Source organism: Paenibacillus auburnensis (assembly GCF_927798115.1).
GTDB lineage: Bacteria > Bacillota > Bacilli > Paenibacillales > Paenibacillaceae > Paenibacillus_AQ > Paenibacillus_AQ auburnensis.
Genome location: NZ_CAKMMG010000002.1, coordinates 401,341 through 418,779 on the forward strand (window position 1 = coordinate 401,341; position 17,439 = coordinate 418,779).

A 17,439-nucleotide genomic window follows, 5' to 3' on the forward strand; every position below is an offset into this window, starting at 1 on the left:
TAAATGGGAGATGAAGCTTGGAAGATGAACAGAACGAAAAACCCATTGTAAATGGGTTTTCGCTCTGTGCAGCAACTCGGCTGCGGATAATAGCTATTCCGTCCTAGATCTTGCCGGGACCCGCGTCGTCGCCAACTTCTTCATGGGTTTCGATGACATAGTTAACGATTTCCTGCACGGTGGTATAGGCCACACCTACATAGGTGTCAGCGGCGCCGTAGTAGATGGCGATGCGGCCGGTTTCGGCGTCGGTAAGTGCTGCACAAGGGAACAGCACGTTGTTAACGAAACCTCTTTCCTCATACCATTCTTCCGGTGTAAGCACGAAGTTTCTGGAGCGGTATTTCACTCTGGACGGCTCGTCCTTATCGAGAATCACCGCACCCATGCTGTACACAAGGCCGTTGCAGGTTGTGGTTACGCCGTGATAGAACATCAGCCAGCCTTCGGTAGTCTCAATCGGTGCAGGGCCGCCGCCGATCTTCGTACTTTGCCACCAGCCTTGACCGCCTTTGGACATAACATGACGGTGTTTGCCCCAGTAGACGAAATCTGGGCTTTCGCTCAGGAATACGTCACCGAACGGGGTATGACCGCTGTCGCTCGGACGGGACAGCATTACAAAATTGCCATTCAGCTTCTTAGGGAACAATACGCCATTCCGGTTGAACGGCAGGAACGGATTTTCCAGGCTAACGAACGTTTTGAAATCCTGGGTTTTGGCTACCCCGATGGCTGCACCGTAGAAATCCGTGCACCAAATGATGTAATAGGTATCTTCTACTTTCACAAGACGAGGGTCATAGGCATAACGCGGTGCGTAAGGCTTGCCTTCTTCGTCGGTAAACTGAATCGGCTCGTCGTCGATTTTCCACTCCAGGCCGTCTGCGCTATGGCCCATCCGAAGGTGAGGGCGGGTAGTATTATCCTCTACACGGAACACGCCGAGGAAGCTGCCTTCATAGGCAATAACGGCACTGTTAAAGATCCGCGCAACGCCTTTGGCCGGATTGCGTTTGATGACCGGGTTGTCATTATGTCTCCATACCGGATTGTCATTTCCTGCGGGTCTGTCCTGCCAGGGAATATTCGGCAGATGATTGCCGATTAGCTGTACTTCTTTCATAGTTATGCTCCTCTCAAAATAGTGCAGCCTACGCTGCGGTGAATTTTACCTAATCAAATAACCAGCCTTATTTTACCGAGCCTTGTGCAAAGCCGTTATAGATGTACTTTTGCAAGGCGATGAAGGCAATCAGCGTCGGAATGATCGCAATCATAATCGCGGCACAGATAACCTCCCACTGCGAGCCGTAAGGCCCTTTAAATTTGAACAGTGCGGTGGAAACGACCTGGAGGCTGCTTTTTGGCATATATAGGAAAGGCGTGTAAAAGTCATTGTAGATGTTGACACCCTTCACGATAATGACCGTGACAATCGCAGGACTCAGCAGCGGCAAAATAATTCTCCAGTAAATCGTCCAGTACGATGCGCCGTCCAGCATGGCCGATTCATCCAGCGACTCAGAAATCGAATCCAGGAACTGCATGAAAATATAAACCGCGATAATGTCGGTACCGAGATACATCAGGATCGGCGCCCAGCGCGTATTGAACAAATCCAGCGAGTTGATGATCTGGAAGGTAGCGACCTGGGTGGTTACACCCGGAATCAGGGTTGCCAGCAGAAAAGCGCCCATCAGCAGCTTGCTGCCTTTGAATTTGAAGCGAGCCAGAATATAGGCCATCATTGATCCGGTCAGCGTAGCTCCGGCAATGGAAATAAGCACGATGATAATGGTGTTCATGAAGCCGAGCAGCATATTGCCGTCGACAAAAGCCTTGGTATAGTTGCTGAAATTCAGCCAATTCTCCGGCAGGGTAAGCGGGCCGGTACTGGCGTACTCCGCATTGGTCTTGAGCGATGCGAAAAAGACGACCAGAATCGGAATCAGTGCGGCGAGCGCGCCTAAGACTAAGGTAAGATATTTGAAGAAAGAAGCTGCGGTGTATTTAAAAGTATGCATATCTTACTTCTCCTCCTTAATCAGCACACGCTGCAGAATAGTCACAATAACAACGATACCCAGCAGCACCACAGCCATCGCCGAAGCAAGACCCAGCTTGCTGTATTTGAAGGCCACATCGACGGTCTGAATGACAAACGTACCGCTGCCATTAGAGCCCCCGGTCATGACGTACGGAATTTCGAACACACCGATCGCTCCGCTCACCGCGAGGATCAGATTGAGCTGCAGAATTTTTTTGATGCTTGGAATGATAATATGTCTGAACTGGTGCCAGCGGTTGGCGCCGTCAATTTCCGAAGCCTCATAAATATCACTGCCGATCGAAGAAATCGCTCCAAGGAAAATAATGAAGTTCATCCCCATATATCTCCACACCGAAGCAAAGGCGAGGGAAATATTGATCAGATGCGGATTCAGCAGCCATTTCTGCTGCCAGGCTCCAAGTCCGACCAGGTCAAGTATTGTATTGAGCGTACCCTCCGGTTTGAAGAAAAACAGGAAGATGAATCCGATAGCCACCCCGTTGAGCAGAGTCGGGAAGAACAGAATTCCTTTAAACCAGTTCTTCAGACGAACATTAAAGCTCAGGATGGTCGCAAAATACAGGGCCAGCCCCATTTGCACAAACGTTGCAAAGAAATAATACAGACTGACCTTAAATACGGCAAAATACTCCGGTTTGGTAAAGATCGTCTTGTAGTTGTCAAACCCGACGTACTCCATGTTTTTGCTGAAGCCGTCCCAGCTTGTGAAGCTGTACTGGAACATTTTGAATACAGGTAAATATGAGAACGTCAACAGCAGCACTACCGGAACTAACGAGAATAAAAAAATGATCAAAATCCGCTGATTTTTATAGCTCAAGTTGGACAATCTCTCCACACCTCCTAAGAACACATGCTAATAACTCCAAACCCTGTCCTAATCCCGCAAAAGTGAAGGGGAAAATGCGCTTTGGCATCTCCCCGTTCTCTTGAATCTGTCTTCACTCTGCGTTTATCCATGTAACGATCATGCGTATGATTGCTTTGTAAATTACTTAGCAGCAGTAACCTTAGCTCTTGCCGCTTTCCATTTGTCGTTCAGGTCTTTCATGATATCGTCGTAGGAATCCTTGCGGTTGCCGATTGCAGCTTCGATAATGACTTTCTTGAAGTCAGGCTGCCAAAGGCCGATTTCTGCTTCTTTATCGATTGCATCCACCCAGCCTTCTTCGCCGGCTTTAGCTGGTGCAATAGTGTCGAACGTTACGTCAGTGCCTTCAAATTGCTTAAGGATTTCCGGAAGCTCAGCGCCTTTAACCGGGCTCATACCGCCGCCTTCAGTGGTCGGATAGCCGGATTCGTTGATGAACCAGTCCACCCACGCTCTTGCTGCTTCTTTGTTTTTGCTGTGGAGGCTGATACCCAGGTTGTAGTCATCAGAGAGCGGTACAAGGATTTTGCTGGCATTGGTAGGGAAAGGCATGAAGCCGACATCATCAGGATTGGTAGCCAGTCCTTTGATTTGGCCGATTGCCCAGGAGCCGAGCATCATCGTACCGATTTTGCCGTTAGCTAGGTCAGCCTTGGAAGTTTCCCAGTCGGTAGTTGTAGGGTCTTCTTCAATCAGACCGTTCTTCGCTGCATCGTACATTACTTTGTACAGGTCGTAGTGCGGTTGTCCCTGTACGAAGTTGTCGTCGGAAGCAACCTGAGCGATATTTACATAATCACGGTCGCCGGCAACGGTAGCCAGATCAGCTTCCCATTGGGTTAGCGTCCAGCCTGCGGCATAGTTCGTATACAGCGGCACAGCATCCGTTTTGTCTTTGATGTTCTGCAGAGCTGTCTGGAACTGTTCAAAGGTTCTTGGAACCTCTGTAATTCCTGCATCCTTGAACACCTGCTTGTTGTAAATCACACCGGAGAAGTTAACAGTAATTGGAATACCGTAGGAAATGCCGTCTACACTGCGTTCTTCAAGGCCCGTATATTGCTGCTGCAGGTCGGACATTTTGCCCAGCGGCTCAAAGAAATCCGGAAGATCTTTAATGGCAACGCTTGTAGGCAGCAGCAGAACATCGCCGTAATCATTGGTGCTCATGCGGATCTTGATCTGATCCTCGTAGCTGGACAGTGCCTCGAAGTTGACTTTGACATTAGGATATTTCTCATTGAACTTGGCTGCATAGTCTTTGAATACGGTATCAACGATATCCGTACGCTGCGTGATTACTGTGATATCACCTTTGATATCCTTAGCTGCATCGCCTTCTGGGGCTGCAGTAGCCTCCGTACCTGTTCCTGTATTTCCTGCATTTGTTGCAGCTGCATTATCCGCGTTGTTGTTGTTCGATGAACAGCCTGCGAATAAGCCCGCCATTAGCGTGAGCGCTGCCAAACTTGTAACTGCTTTGGTCTTCTTCATTGCTTTTTTGACCCCTCTCTTCGATTCACGGTAATTAATAACAAAAAACCTAACAAACTTTTCCGGTTAAAACGATCAAGACCCTATAACTACTTACCTTCCGCCCGAATCGCCTTGAAAAGAGTGTTGGTATCGCTTACAAGCTTATTATAAATCGTTCTCACACCCAAAACGATGGTTTCAATTGTTTTTTCTGGTCTTATATTTGTTATTTTTGTTTTATTAATTTATTATTTTATAGAAAACAACGCCAAAAAGGAGGGCTGTCCGCCCTCCTAGGATAAATCCTTTCCTATTAATATGTGTAAACCGGGTTTAGCTTTTCGGAACCCTACAACCGCTTTTATAATCTTTCGGAGTCATACCGCATATCTTTTTAAACAGCTTATTGAAATACACCGGGTCACTGTAGCCGACCATTTCCGCAATCTCATAATTTTTAAGATCAGGCCGCCCGGTCAGCAGCTCCTTTGCCTTGGCAATCCGTATTCCAATCAGATACTCCGTAATTGTCTGCCCGGTCTTATATTTGAATAAACGGCTGATATAGCTGGCATTCATTCCAACCGTCTCCGCCAGCCGCTCCAGTTCAAAATTGTGGTTATATTCCTTCTCCAGAATGCTCTTGGTCTGCTCGACCACATAATGCTCTCCGCCTTCGGATGCCTGCACAGCTTCCTGCTGCGGTTCAGCAGCCTTAAGCTTCTTGTTCTCCTCCACCCTCTTCAGCAGCTCATATAATTGTGATTTCTCAATGGGCTTGAGCAGATAATCCAGTGCGCCGAATCGCATTGCCCGCCGGGCATAGTCAAAATCACTAAATCCGCTCAGCACTGCAATCGGCAGGTTCTTCATATGGCCGCGGGCTTCTTCTATCAGCTTAAAGCCGTCCATTCTCGGCATTTTGATATCTGTAATTAGCAGGTCGATGTCCTCTTCCGTTAAAGCAGAAAGCTGGTTCCACGCCTCCAGGCCGTTGCCGTGAGAGCCGATAACCTCCACTTCCAAATCCATTCTGGAAGTAATCTTCTCAAGCCCACGGCGAATAACTTCCTCATCATCCGCTATCATGACTCTGATCACTTAGAAAATCGCCTCCAGTTGTAATATCCGAGCGGAATGATTGCGCTACCATTTCATTATAGGCTTCCTTCCTACAATATAAAATGTGCTGTGTTGCTCTTTTATAGTCTTCTGTTTACTTTACACATTTCCCCCTTGAAATCATACCTAAAAAGGGTTATAACTAAATTGTATTGTTGTTATCAATAACTAACATTTTTATAATAACAATATAACAAAACACAACTTTTGTTATGCTGTCAAAGCCTATATTTTAGTAAAGCGAGGTTTCCAAATGTCACTGCTGAATGAATACGTCGGAGGCGTAACCTGGGGCTTTATGGGCAGGCGCGGAACGTGGGCGCTCGATTCAGCCGAAACTTCAATGGAGCTTATGAAATCGGTTACCGGCGCGAATTGGACAGCCATCGCCTTCAGTGCTATCCAAGCCACCCCGCAATCTACAGAAATTCCTTACTGGGAGCTGCCGACAGTGACTGATGATGAGGTGCTGTGGGCCATCCGCAAGGCTAAGTCCCTGCAGCTGAAGGTTTGCCTGAAACCGATCGTCAATTGCGCAGACGGCACTTGGCGGGCTCATATCAACTTTTTCGACAAGGATGTTCCCTGCGAGCCCAAATGGTCGGAGTGGTTCCGCTCTTATACCGCCTTTATTCTGCATTATGCTGCAATCGCTGAAGAAAGCGGCTGCGAAATGTTCTGCATCGGCTGTGAGCTGGTTCAGGCGGACAGACGCGAAGCAGAGTGGCGGGCTTTGATTGCTGAAGTACGTAAGGTCTATAGCGGCGTTATTACGTACAATTGCGATAAGTATCAGGAGGATAATGTGACCTGGTGGGATGCGCTCGATGTCATTTCCTCCAGCGGCTACTATCCTGAACACGACTGGGAAGCTCAGCTGGACCGGATTGAAGCTGTGGTGAAGAAGCAGGACAAACCGTTCTTCTTCATGGAAGCGGGCTGTCCCAGCCGGACAGGCAGCGCAGCCATCCCCAATGACTGGACGCTGGCAGGTGAGCCGAGTGAAGAAGAGCAGAGCCGTTTCTACCAAGCCATGTTCGGCAGCTGTGAACGCCGGGACTGGGTACAGGGCTTTATGCTGTGGGATTGGCCGGCACGCCTCTATCCGCCCGAAGAAGCGCCAGTTAATGATGACTACTGCATGTACGGCAAGGCAGCGGCACCGGTTATCAAAGACTACTATACTTCCAAAATCAATGGTTAGGAGTGAATCATCTCTATGAATAATTCACCTGAACAATGGCTGAACGCACTGGAGCAGGAGCTTCAGGACAATATCCTCGGCTTCTGGATGAAGCATACCCTGGATGAGCAGCACGGCGGGTTTGTCGGCGAGATTGACAATCAGCTGAATATTGTGGAAGGCGCCGGGAAGAGCCTTGTACTCAATGCGCGGATTCTCTGGACCTTTGCGACAGCTTATCGTACGTACCGTAAAGCCGAGTATCTCGCGATCGCCGAACGCGCCTACGGTTATCTGCTTGAGCATTTCCTAGATAAGGAATACGGCGGATTATATTGGATGGTGGATGCAGCGGGTTCACCTTCCCAGCTGAAGAAGCAGGTGTATGGCCAAGCATTCGCAATTTATGCCCTGGCCGAATATCATCATGCTACCGGACATACAGAAGCGCTGGAGCAAGCTGTAGAGCTGTTCCGTCTCTTGGAGAAACACGGCTATGATCCTCTTTATAAAGGTTATATTGAAGCACTCGCACGCGACTGGCAGCTGACCGAAGACCTGTCCCTCAGCGCCAAGGATATGAACGAGAAAAAATCGATGAACACACATCTTCATGTGCTCGAGGGCTATACAGGCCTTTACCGGGTATGGAAATCAGAGGAGCTGCGGGTCAAGCTGGCAGAACTGATTGAGACCATGCTCGAACACATCATAGATGATGAGGGCAAGCATTTCCTCCTGTTCATGGACGAAGAGTGGAATGTGAAATCCGATATCATCTCCTACGGTCATGATATCGAAGGCAGCTGGCTGCTGGTAGAGGCTGCGGAAGTACTTGGTGATGAGGAGCTTCTGCAGCGCGTCCAGAAAGTAGCCGTCTCAATGGCAGAAGCCACTCTTAACGAAGGTATCGACGCTGACGGCGGAATATGGAACGAAGCGGACAGCAATGGCTTAATCTCTAAGGACAAAGACTGGTGGCCTCAGGCGGAAGCCATGGTCGGTTTCTACAATGCCTACCAGCTGACAGAGGATGCCCGCTTCCAGGAAGCTGCCGCAGCGTCATTGAACTTTATTGACAGCTACATGGTCGACCACAAGCTGGGCGAATGGTATTGGGGGGTTGACCACAATCTGCAGCCGGTTGCTCATGAGCCGAAGGTCAGCGCCTGGAAATGCCCTTATCATAACAGCAGAGCCTGCTTCGAAATGATCGCACGACTTAAATCATCTATAAAGGAGACTATCTAAATGACTTCAGTATTTGAGGAACGCAAAACGCAGTTAACCGAACGCTATGAGGCACTGATTGGACGCAAAAACGAAAAGGTGCCTTTCGGCAACGGTATCTATGACCGTTACCAGTATCCGCTGCTGACCGCAGAGCATGCACCGTTGATCTGGCGTTATGACTTCAACCCTGAGACCAACCCATATTTCGCTGAAAGAATCGGCGTGAACGGAGTCTTCAATCCGGGGGCAATCGAACTGGATGGCAAATTCTATATTGTGGCCCGTGTAGAGGGCAATGACCGCAAATCCTTCTTCGCCGTTGCCGAGAGCGACAGCGGTGTGGACGGCTTCCGCTTCTGGGATCACCCGGTTGTGCTGCCTGAGACAGAAGATCCGGACATCAACGTCTATGATATGCGTCTGGTCAAACATGCCGACGGCTGGATCTACGGACTGTTCTGCACCGAACGCAAAGACCCGGATGCCCCGCACGGCGATCTGTCCAGCGCTGTAGCACAGTGCGGCATCACCCGCACTAAAGACCTGAAAACGTGGGAGCGCCTGGCTGACCTTAAGACCGGCTCCGCCCAGCAGCGCAATGTCGTGCTGCATCCTGAATTCGTAGACGGCAAATATGCTTTCTACACACGTCCTCAGGATGGTTTCATCGACGCCGGCTCCGGCGGCGGCATCGGCTGGGGCTTGTCTGACACGATCGAGAATGCTGTGATTACCAGTGAGTCCATCATGGATCAGCGCTACTACCATACGATCAAAGAAGTGAAGAACGGCCAAGGACCAGCTCCGATCAAGACCCCGCGCGGCTGGCTGCATATCGCCCATGGCGTGCGCAATACCGCTGCAGGCCTGCGTTACGTGCTCTACGCCTTCCTGTCGGACCTGAATGAGCCGAACAAAGTTACCCACGCTCCCGGCGGACATTTCATCGCACCGGATGGCGAGGAACGCGTCGGTGATGTATCGAACGTCGTATTCTGTAACGGTGTTATCGCCCGCGACAACGGAGACATCTACATCTACTATGCATCCTCTGATACCCGTGTTCATGTAGCTACTACCACCGTTGACCAGATGCTCGATTATGTGCTGAACACGCCGGAAGATCCGCTCCGCTCCTATGCCTGCGTTCAGCAGCGGATCGCGCTGGTCGACCGTAATTTGCAGCTCTAATCTCATATTCACTCCTAATCATCAGCCAGCACAACTGTGCAAGAAGGCGGCTCCGGCAGAACGAATCGTTCTGTCCAGAGCCGCCTTTTTAATAGTTGTTGAAGCGAATGCCAAAAAGACTATTCATTCCCGCCGGCCGCAAGCTTCGCATCAATCGCCGCCGTCAGCTCCCCGTAATTGCCGCCCTTTAGAAGCTTGCCGTCAACCATAAACTGCGGTGTGCCATTCACCCCGTAATTACCCGCTGTCTTGAAGTCCTCTTTGACCGCCAGCATGTACGTGTGGTTTTTGAGATCAGTGGCGAAGCGTTCGTAGTCGATCCCGGAAATATTCTTTTTCACAAAATCCTGCAGGAACTCCGGTGTAGCCCAAATCTTCGTCTCATCGCCTTGATGATCGTACAGCATGCTCATAAACTCCCAGAACTTGTCGTTATTCTGAGCGGCAATTGCTTCACCGGCACTTGCAGCCAGAATGGAGTCACGGTCGATAAACGCAAAGTTGATGAAAAAGAGCTCTACCTTGCCAGTATCGACATAATCCTTTTTGAACTGCTCAAAATAGGTTTCCTTCCACTTCTTGCAGGACGGGCATTTGAAATCGGCGAATTCGATAACCTTTACCTTTGCCGAAGCATCGCCCAGATGGGGCTGTTTCTCATATTTCAGCCCGTCCGCATCGTAATCGCCGCGGATTTCCGTATAATTGGGCAGACCGCCGAGGTCCGGGGAAGCCTCCGAGTTCTTCAGAAAGACCAGTGAAACCGCCAGCACAATGACACTGACCGCCAGGGTTGCGACGACAAAAAGGCGATTGGACGTTTTTTTCGATTGGGTATTAGCCATGGGATTGCATTCCTCCGCTTATTAGCGATTCTTCGCATATACTGACCCGGGTAACCGCCCCGTTCTGCGATTCGATCCTTAAAGTGACAATTTCAAACCCTTTGAGCTCAACTTTCTCCGTGATGCCAAGCGCCGGAACCGACAATCCGGTGCTGCGGGGATACCCGGTCGGCTCGAAGAGCCGTACGATATACCCTTCTCCGTCCTGTTCCTTCTTGAAGGCGCTCATTTGAACCGTCTCATCCGTTAACGCTATTGCAGTTCCGTGAGAATATCCTTCACCCGAAGGAAAAAACGACAGCGCAAATGGCCTTTCAGCATGCACCAGAGCTTCACGGTCGATCCTTCCGGCCCGCTCTTCCAGTTCTCCGGCATTCAGCCAGAAGGTGAAGCAGCGTTCGCCCTGGTCGATCCGCGGCAAAAAGCGGTCCTGCGGCATGATCGGCCGGTTGCCAATCGGATGAGCACAGTAGCCGGCGCCGCGCAGCAGGGACAGGCGGATTTCGCCGGCGCAGCAATCGGAGCCGTAAATGCCGTCGTTGATCACGGTCAGCATTTGTCCTTGTTTTGCGGATTGCAGTGCGGTCCATTTCTGCGCGGCAACCTCCTGGCCACTGGCAGCCAGTTCCTGCACACCGAAGGCAGTCTGGCCGGTGTATGAGGCATCCGCCAGAACGGTCGGAACCGATAGCTTGAGCATGCAGTCTTTTTCGTTCCAATAGACGCAGGCATGGACTTCGATTTCCGTACCTTGCTTCGGCAGCTTGTAGGTGAGGACAAGGCGGGAATCATGGTACTTCAGCACCGATTCGATGACCGTCCGTACTTTGCCGTCTTCGATAACGCGAACCGGGGGAATCGTTTCCCTGACACCGGAAAAAAGGCTGCCCTCCCGCTCTTCCATCAGAGTAAACCGGCCGATGACCTCACGGAATTCAAGGGTATCCATCCGCCACGGATCCTCGTTGTCAGCGACGGCCAGCGGGGCAAAAGCGCCCGGGAGCAGATAGGACACGCCGCCTGCCGAATACTCGTCGATCAGGCCTGTACCGGCATTAACCGTGACAGACAGATCCTCCGTGCGAAAATAAAAGGCACCATCCCTGACTTCGAGCGCTGGTGCAGGTTTCCGCTCCAATAGCTCGATCCGGCAGTCGAACCGGTTCATTGCGGCGGGCGCAAGCTCTGCCCTGAACACCACACGTTTGCGCCAGTCGAGATTCAGGTTGCTGTGCTCCTTCTCCGCCTGTGACGGAATCCGCTTGCTGCTTTGATACACGGCCGGATTCGAAAACTGCTCCAGCCAGTTCTGGTCTTCCAGCATGAATTCACATTCGAATATACCGCTTACCGGATACGGATGCGGATTATAGATTAGGATTGGATATTCCTTGGGCTTCGCCTGCGGCTGTCCGGCGGCCAAGGCGAAGAACGCCCGCGCTTTGAGCCGCGCCGTAATTTCCAGGCCATGATCAAGCTGCCGCAGCGAAGCTTCCTCGGCGGGCTGGATTGAAGTTCCCGGCAGAATGTCATGGAACTGTGCGGTCAGCAGATCGTGCTGAGCTTCAGCCAGATCACGGGCCGGGTATGGGAGCAAGCTGTGCAGCCCGGCTGCGGCAAGCATCTTCTCCGTCATGTACAGTTCGTTTTCGAGCTGCCGGTGTTTCTGCTTGATGCGGATCATGGAAGTATAACAGCCGACAAAGCGGGGATTAAGATCCCCCGAGTACCGCGGCAGCTCCTTCACCTCTGTCAGCGCGGCAAAATACTGCTCCGGGGTCGCATGAACCAGCCGGAAGTCTCCGGACTGCTCTATTCTTGCCGCAATGGCGTCCAGATCGAGCCGGGACGGGCCGCCGCCATGGTTGCCGACGCCCCATAGCAGCAGGCCGATCGGCTCATCCGCATGCGTGGCGAGCCAGTCAGCGATCTTCTGGTCGGCTTTGCCAAGCGCCGAATGGTAGGCATCGGCGATTTTATGCACCATCACGCTGCTGCCGGCAAAACCTTCCCAAATGAAATCCTGCCCCGGCAATCCGGCGTGCTCATCAGGGCGCATAAAGATGTAAGAGTCGAAGCCCGCCTGCTGCATAATCTGCACCAGCCCCCGGCTATGGCCGAAGGAGTCGAAATTGATTGCCGTCGTCGGCCGTACGCCGAACTTTTCGCGGAAATAACTGCGGCCCGCCAGCATTTGGCGTGCGAACGATTCACCCGACGGCATGTTGCAGTCCGGCTGCAAATACCAGCCGCCCATGATATGCCATCTGCCCTGACGCACCAGCCGCTGGATGCGGACGAACAATGCTGGTTCGTATTCCTCGACCCACTGATACAAAATCGCTTCATTATGGTTAAAAATGTACCCGTCATATTCCTCGCAAAACCCTGCAGCCGCACGGAAGGTGGAAACGGCAGCAGCCGCTCCTTCCTCCCACTCCCATTGCCACACCGGATCAAGATGAGCGTTGCTCAGTAAAAATAGTGTCTTCATGACGCTCCCCGCTGTAATTGGGCATCCAGTATATACACGCCGCCCGCAGCCGCTTCCAGCACAATCTTCCGCCCACCGCAGCGGACAGCCACCAGCCCCGCAAGATGCGTCCGGATTACTGCTCCGGTCAGTTCTCCGTTCTTCCACGTGATATCAACCTCAGCATTGCCTTTGGCACGGAGCCCCGTTACTTTGCCCGTTCCCCAGGCTGCGGGAAGCGCCGGTAGCAGATGAATACAGCCCGCATGGCTTTGCAGCAGCATTTCTGCAATGGCTGCCGTGCCGCCGAAATTGCCGTCGATGACGAAGATATTCGTCTCTGCGCCGCCGATGCCCGATCTGGAATACGACAGCAGATTATCGAAGCATAGCTCGCCAATTAGATGAGAAACATGCCGGAGCGCCTGGTCACCGTCATGCAGCCTTGCAAAGCCGAGGGCAAACAGTGCGGCCGTAAATTCCACATCCTCCAGCTCATCCTGCAGCATCCGGTTCTCCAGCGTTACCCGCATGGCGGCGGCGAGCTCCGGCGTGTCTTCCGGCGTAATCTGGCTTCCGGGATACAGCGCGTACAGATGCGAGAAATGGCGGTGCTCCGGCTGGGCTTCAGCATAATCCTCCAGCCATTCCTGCAATTGTCCGCGGCTGCCGATTTGCAGCGGCGGGAGCTTGCCGATCGCTTCTTCCAGCTGCTCACGAAATTCCTCATCCACACCGAGGAGCCCGGCCGCCTCATGGCAGAATTCGAACAGCTCGCGCACCAGCTCCTGGTCTACCGTCGTTCCCATCGACAGCTGCTGAACGCCCGATTCAGGTCCATCCGGATAGAAATGATTCTCCGGGGAATTGGACGGTCCGGTGACAAGCCAGCCGTATTTCGGATGGATCGTCATATAATCGAGGAAAAAAACTGCTGCCTCTTTCAGCACGGGATAGGCCTGGTTCTTAAGGAACATTATGTCGCGGCTGTAGCGGAAATGCTCCATCATATGCGCCGCCAGCCACAGGCCACCGGTTACGTTGAGCCCCCAGGACGTATCCCAGCCCGGAGCCGTAAAGCCCCATGCATTGGAGAATACATGGGCCACCCAGCCCGCTGCACCGTAAAAATCCCGCGCTGACGCCCGGCCGGCCTGCGCCAGGTCTTCAATGTACGCCATCAGCGGAAGATGGCTGTCACCGAGGCCGATGACCTCAGCCGGATAATAATTCATCTGCGTATTCACATCGAGATGATAATCGCAGCTCCAGCCCATCCGACAGGCTTCACCGTCATTCCAGATGCCCTGCAGATGCAGCGGCAGCGGAGAATCGGCGCGGGAACCGGCGATCATCAGATACCGGCCGTATTGCAGGAACAACGCATACAGCTGCGGGTCCCCGCCTTCTCCCTGGCGCAGCCTCCGCATCCGTTCATCCGTCGGCAGCACGGACTGCTGTGGATGGCCCAGTTCGAGCTCCACTGTTCCAAATTCCCGGCGGTAATCGGCAATATGCTCCCCGCGCAGCCGTTCGTAACCTGCAGCCACTGTACCGGCAAGCGCCCGGCTGCTCTCCTCCGCCCAGCCTGCATCCTCCTTACGGTAGTCGGTGGCAACGGTAAAATAGATCCATGCCTCCTCCGCACCGGTAACCCGCAGCGTATCTGCACCGCATTCCACGCTGCCGCCGGCCGTTACAATTTTGAGCTGCCCCTGGCTCCAGACGCCGCATTTACCGCTACTGTGAACGCGCTCCGTCGCCTGTGCGCGGAATTCCAGCGTATCCGGCGCGGCAGCATGCGTCTCGAACGTCTCCGTGATTCCTTGTAGTGTCAAGGTAAACGAAACGCGTTCAGGCGATTGTCTCCAGATACGCGCAGCGAGCACATCCCCCGGATGAGAGGCGAATACTTCACGTTTGAGCAAGCCGCCTTCCGCTTCGCTGAAGCTCCGCACCAGCGCCTGGCTTAAATCCAGCTCCCGCCGGAAATTCTCTCCGGCAGGGTCCGGCTTCACATCGGCAAAGTCAAGCGTAATCCTGCACAGGCCCAAGTGGGTGCCGAAGTTTGATTTGACCTTCATCAGGCTCTGCTTGGCCAGCCGGTCCCCCCGCTCATAATCGCCGGCGAAAAAGGCTGCACGCATCTCTTCCAGCGCCTCTTTGCCTCGTCCGTTGCCAGGAACGGCCTCCGCCTGGCCCGACCAGAAGGTCACCTCGCTCATCTCCCATACTTCGCGGTCCGGCGAGGAGATTACGACCGCCCCGATTCTGCCGTTTCCGAGCGGCAATCCCTGAGACCAGCCCTCTGCAGGTTTGTCATACCACAATTTGTATTCGTTCATCCTGCTTCCTCCTATACAAGTACAGATGTTTTGTGTTAGCGGTGCTAGCGGGGTTCAGCATGCGCTCCGCGGGTCAACCGGCAAATGATGTCTTCACCCAGGAGCGAGCTTAACTGCCCGCATATCCGAAATTTTCCGGGCCATGCGTACTATGCATTAACGGGGACAAGCGTGTAACGTTTGCCGCGTTCGGTGGCGAAGCGGAGCATGCCATCCGTCCCGTTCTCTGCGGAGACCTGCTGTCCTTCGCAGGTCACCAGCAGCGGAACGCCGGTCCGCACACGGCATTCCGCCCCCAGCTTCGAGACGATCTCCGCTTCGGCAAGCCTGCCGCCGGCCCAGCGGAGATTAACCTCGAAGCCGCCGCGGGCGCGCAGCCCCGCGGCATGGCCGTCCGCCCAGCGCTGCGGCAGTGCCGGCAGCAGCTCAAGCCACGGGAGATGTGACTGCAGCAGCATCTCCGCAATCCCGGCCGAGGCGGCAAAGTTGCTGTCAATCTGGAACGGGGGATGTGCCCCGAGAAGATTGGCATACACGCCCCCGCCGTGGCTGTACACCTCGCGGCCGTCGTCCCTGACGAGCCGCAGCATGTTCGCGAGCAGCGCAAACGCGCGCTCGCCGTCGCGGAACCGGCTCCACAGGGCGACGCGCCAGCCGAGGCTCCAGCCGGTGCTTTCGTCACCGCGCCGTTCCAGCGAGACCCGGGCAGCCCGGAACAGCTCCGGTGTCTCCTCCTGCGAGAGCTGGCGTCCCGGGTAGACGCCGACCAGGTGGGAGGTATGCCGGTGGCAGCGGTCTTCGTCCTCCCAGTCATGCGCCCATTCCTGAAGCTGGCCGTAGCGGCCGGTCTGCAGCGGCAGGAGCCGCGCTCTGGCCTGCTCTACTTCTGCCCTGAATCCGGGATCGCCGCCAAGGACGGCCTCCGCTTCCAGGCAGTTGGTGAACAGCTCCCAGATGAGCGAAATATCCATCGTCGCTCCTGCGCTGATCGCCGCCGTCCCCTCCGGCGTACGGAATTTATGCTCCGGCGAGGTGGACGGAGAGGTAACCAGCCGTCCCTGCCCGTCGTCTTGCAGCCAATCAAGGGCGAAGTAAGCCGCCTCCTTCATAACTGGATAAGCGAAGCTGCGAAGATAGTCTTCATCCCCTCCGAAGGCGTAATGTTCCCACAGATGCTGAGTCAGCCAGATACCGCCCATCGGCCAGAATGCCCAGGACGGATCGCCGTCCCCGTAATGGCCGACCGGAGCCGTATGCCCCCAGATGTCGGCATTGTGATGAGCCGTCCAGCCGCGGGTCCCGTAGTTCACGGCGGCAGTTCGCACGCCGTTCTGCGCGAGCCGTCCGGTCAGCGACAGCAGCGGCTCATGGCATTCAGCCAGGTTGCAGACCTCCGCCGGCCAGTAATTCATCTCGGTATTGATGTTCAAGGTATAATTGCTGCTCCACGGCGGCCGGGTGGCGGCATTCCAGATGCCCTGCAGGTTGGCCGCCTGTGTGCCCGGCCGGGAGCTGGAGATCAGAAGGTAACGTCCATACTGGAACAGCAGCTCGGCCATTCCGGGGTCTTGCGCCCCCCACTGCGCGATGCGCCGGTCGGTGGTCAGCTCTTCGGCGGCCTGCATTGCGCCGAGCTTCAGCTCCACCCGGCCGTATAAAGACCGGTAGTCGGCGCAATGCCGCGCAAGCAGCTCACCATAGGGCAGGGCCAAAGCCTGCTCCAGCATCGCCGCCGCCAGCGCGGACTCCTCGCGGCCCTGGCTGCCAGGCAGCCGGTCGAAGCCGCTGAAGCTGGTAGCCGCACTGAAGATCAGCAACGCGGCGCTTGCCCCATGGACATGGACGCCACCTCCGTCCACGGTCACTTCGCCGTCCTCCGTTCTCACGGCGATCCGGCCTTCAAAGCGCATGCCCTCGCTTTGCCCGGGTTTGCCGTAGCGGATGGGTTCATCCGTGTTGAAATAACCCGGATCCACATGCTCCGGCGCAATGCCCCGCAGGACAAAAGATGCGCCATCCGCCAGTGTATGGTGGCGCAGCGGGCTGTCCAGCCGGGCATGGAAATTCAGCCTTCCGGCAGCACTGGACGCCAGCCGCAGGACCAGCACCTGATCCGGGTGGGACGCGAACATTTCCCGCGTATACGTTACGTTGCCGACCGCATACGTTACACGGTGTACTGCATCTTCAAGATCGAGTGTGCGCCGGTATTCGCTGCTGATGTCTCCATGCTCGAAGCGGAGCAGCAGCTCCCCGAAGGGGAGATAGGACTGGGTGTACGGCCCCAGCATGCGCCGCCCCAGTGCATCGGCTTCGATATAGCGCCCTTGCCCTATCCGCTCACGGATCTCCGGCAGAACCTCCTTCGCACCGGGGTTGCTGCCGTCCTGCGGATAACCGGACCATAAAGTATCTTCATTCAGGCCGATGACCTCGCGCTCCACTCCGCCATAGATCATTCCGCCTAGACGGCCGTTGCCGACCGGCAGCGCCTCCGTCCAGACCGCGGCCGGTTTATCGTACACAAGCTTCATAGGTTACTATCCTCCAATGACGTAAGTGTTAATCTAACGGTTAGCTGTTCACGACCTCAGCCATCCTAATGCGGTTCACCCGCAAACCGGCA

At 54.2% G+C, this 17,439-nt stretch carries 12 protein-coding genes; 3 read left to right on the top strand and 9 right to left on the bottom strand.

All coding sequences use genetic code 11. The annotated features are described in order from the left end of the window. Positions 1–103: 103 nt before the first annotated feature. From L6H70_RS13630 to L6H70_RS13650, 5 genes are all read right to left on the bottom strand, one after another. The gene (locus tag L6H70_RS13630; RefSeq protein WP_236333882.1) at positions 104–1,126 is read right to left on the bottom strand and encodes a glycoside hydrolase family 130 protein; all 1,023 of its coding nucleotides are present in this window, start codon (positions 1,124–1,126) and stop codon (positions 104–106) included. A 67-nt stretch (positions 1,127–1,193) separates the two neighbouring features. Next, positions 1,194–2,027, bottom strand: a complete 834-nt coding sequence (locus tag L6H70_RS13635; protein ID WP_236333884.1) for a carbohydrate ABC transporter permease — start codon at positions 2,025–2,027, stop codon at positions 1,194–1,196. 3 nt (positions 2,028–2,030) lie between these two features. Next, positions 2,031–2,912: a carbohydrate ABC transporter permease gene (locus L6H70_RS13640; protein ID WP_236334056.1), complete on the bottom strand. Its 882-nt coding sequence runs from the start codon at positions 2,910–2,912 to the stop codon at positions 2,031–2,033. Between the two features lie 153 nt (positions 2,913–3,065). Further along, the gene (locus L6H70_RS13645) at positions 3,066–4,439 is read right to left on the bottom strand and encodes an ABC transporter substrate-binding protein (RefSeq protein ID WP_236333885.1); all 1,374 of its coding nucleotides are present in this window, start codon (positions 4,437–4,439) and stop codon (positions 3,066–3,068) included. 315 nt (positions 4,440–4,754) lie between these two features. Next, entirely contained in the window at positions 4,755–5,522 is a 768-nt protein-coding gene (locus L6H70_RS13650) for a response regulator transcription factor (RefSeq protein WP_236333887.1), read from the bottom strand. Positions 5,523–5,796: 274 nt separating this feature from the next. On the opposite strand from L6H70_RS13650, the gene L6H70_RS13655 reads away from it, so the two are divergent. The 3 genes from L6H70_RS13655 to L6H70_RS13665 are packed head-to-tail and all read left to right on the top strand — an operon-like array spanning position 5,797 to position 9,150. Beyond that, complete coding sequence (locus tag L6H70_RS13655) at positions 5,797–6,747, top strand: glycoside hydrolase family 113 (protein ID WP_236333889.1); 951 nt, start codon at positions 5,797–5,799, stop codon at positions 6,745–6,747. A 15-nt stretch (positions 6,748–6,762) separates the two neighbouring features. Then, the gene (locus L6H70_RS13660; protein WP_236333890.1) at positions 6,763–7,977 is read left to right on the top strand and encodes an AGE family epimerase/isomerase; all 1,215 of its coding nucleotides are present in this window, start codon (positions 6,763–6,765) and stop codon (positions 7,975–7,977) included. After that, on the top strand, positions 7,978–9,150 hold the full coding sequence (locus L6H70_RS13665; RefSeq protein WP_236333892.1) for a glycoside hydrolase family 130 protein: 1,173 nt from the start codon (positions 7,978–7,980) through the stop codon (positions 9,148–9,150). It begins immediately after the preceding gene. 119 nt (positions 9,151–9,269) lie between these two features. Here L6H70_RS13665 and L6H70_RS13670 read toward each other — a convergent pair whose 3' ends face one another. The 4 genes from L6H70_RS13670 to L6H70_RS13685 form a co-directional block, all read right to left on the bottom strand. After that, positions 9,270–9,995, bottom strand: a complete 726-nt coding sequence (locus L6H70_RS13670; RefSeq protein WP_236333894.1) for a DsbA family protein — start codon at positions 9,993–9,995, stop codon at positions 9,270–9,272. After that, positions 9,988–12,489 (bottom strand): glycoside hydrolase family 38 N-terminal domain-containing protein, encoded by a 2,502-nt coding sequence (locus L6H70_RS13675; RefSeq protein ID WP_236333896.1) that lies wholly within the window; start codon positions 12,487–12,489, stop codon positions 9,988–9,990. Before L6H70_RS13675 ends, L6H70_RS13670 begins: the two co-directional genes overlap by 8 nt. Then, positions 12,486–14,813, bottom strand: coding sequence for a glycoside hydrolase family 95 protein (locus tag L6H70_RS13680; RefSeq protein ID WP_236333898.1), 2,328 nt, complete (start codon positions 14,811–14,813; stop codon positions 12,486–12,488). The genes L6H70_RS13675 and L6H70_RS13680 overlap by 4 nt, the downstream gene beginning before the upstream one ends. 149 nt (positions 14,814–14,962) lie before the next feature. Next, entirely contained in the window at positions 14,963–17,347 is a 2,385-nt protein-coding gene (locus L6H70_RS13685) for a glycoside hydrolase family 95 protein (protein WP_236333900.1), read from the bottom strand. Between the last annotated feature and the right edge of the window lie 92 nt (positions 17,348–17,439).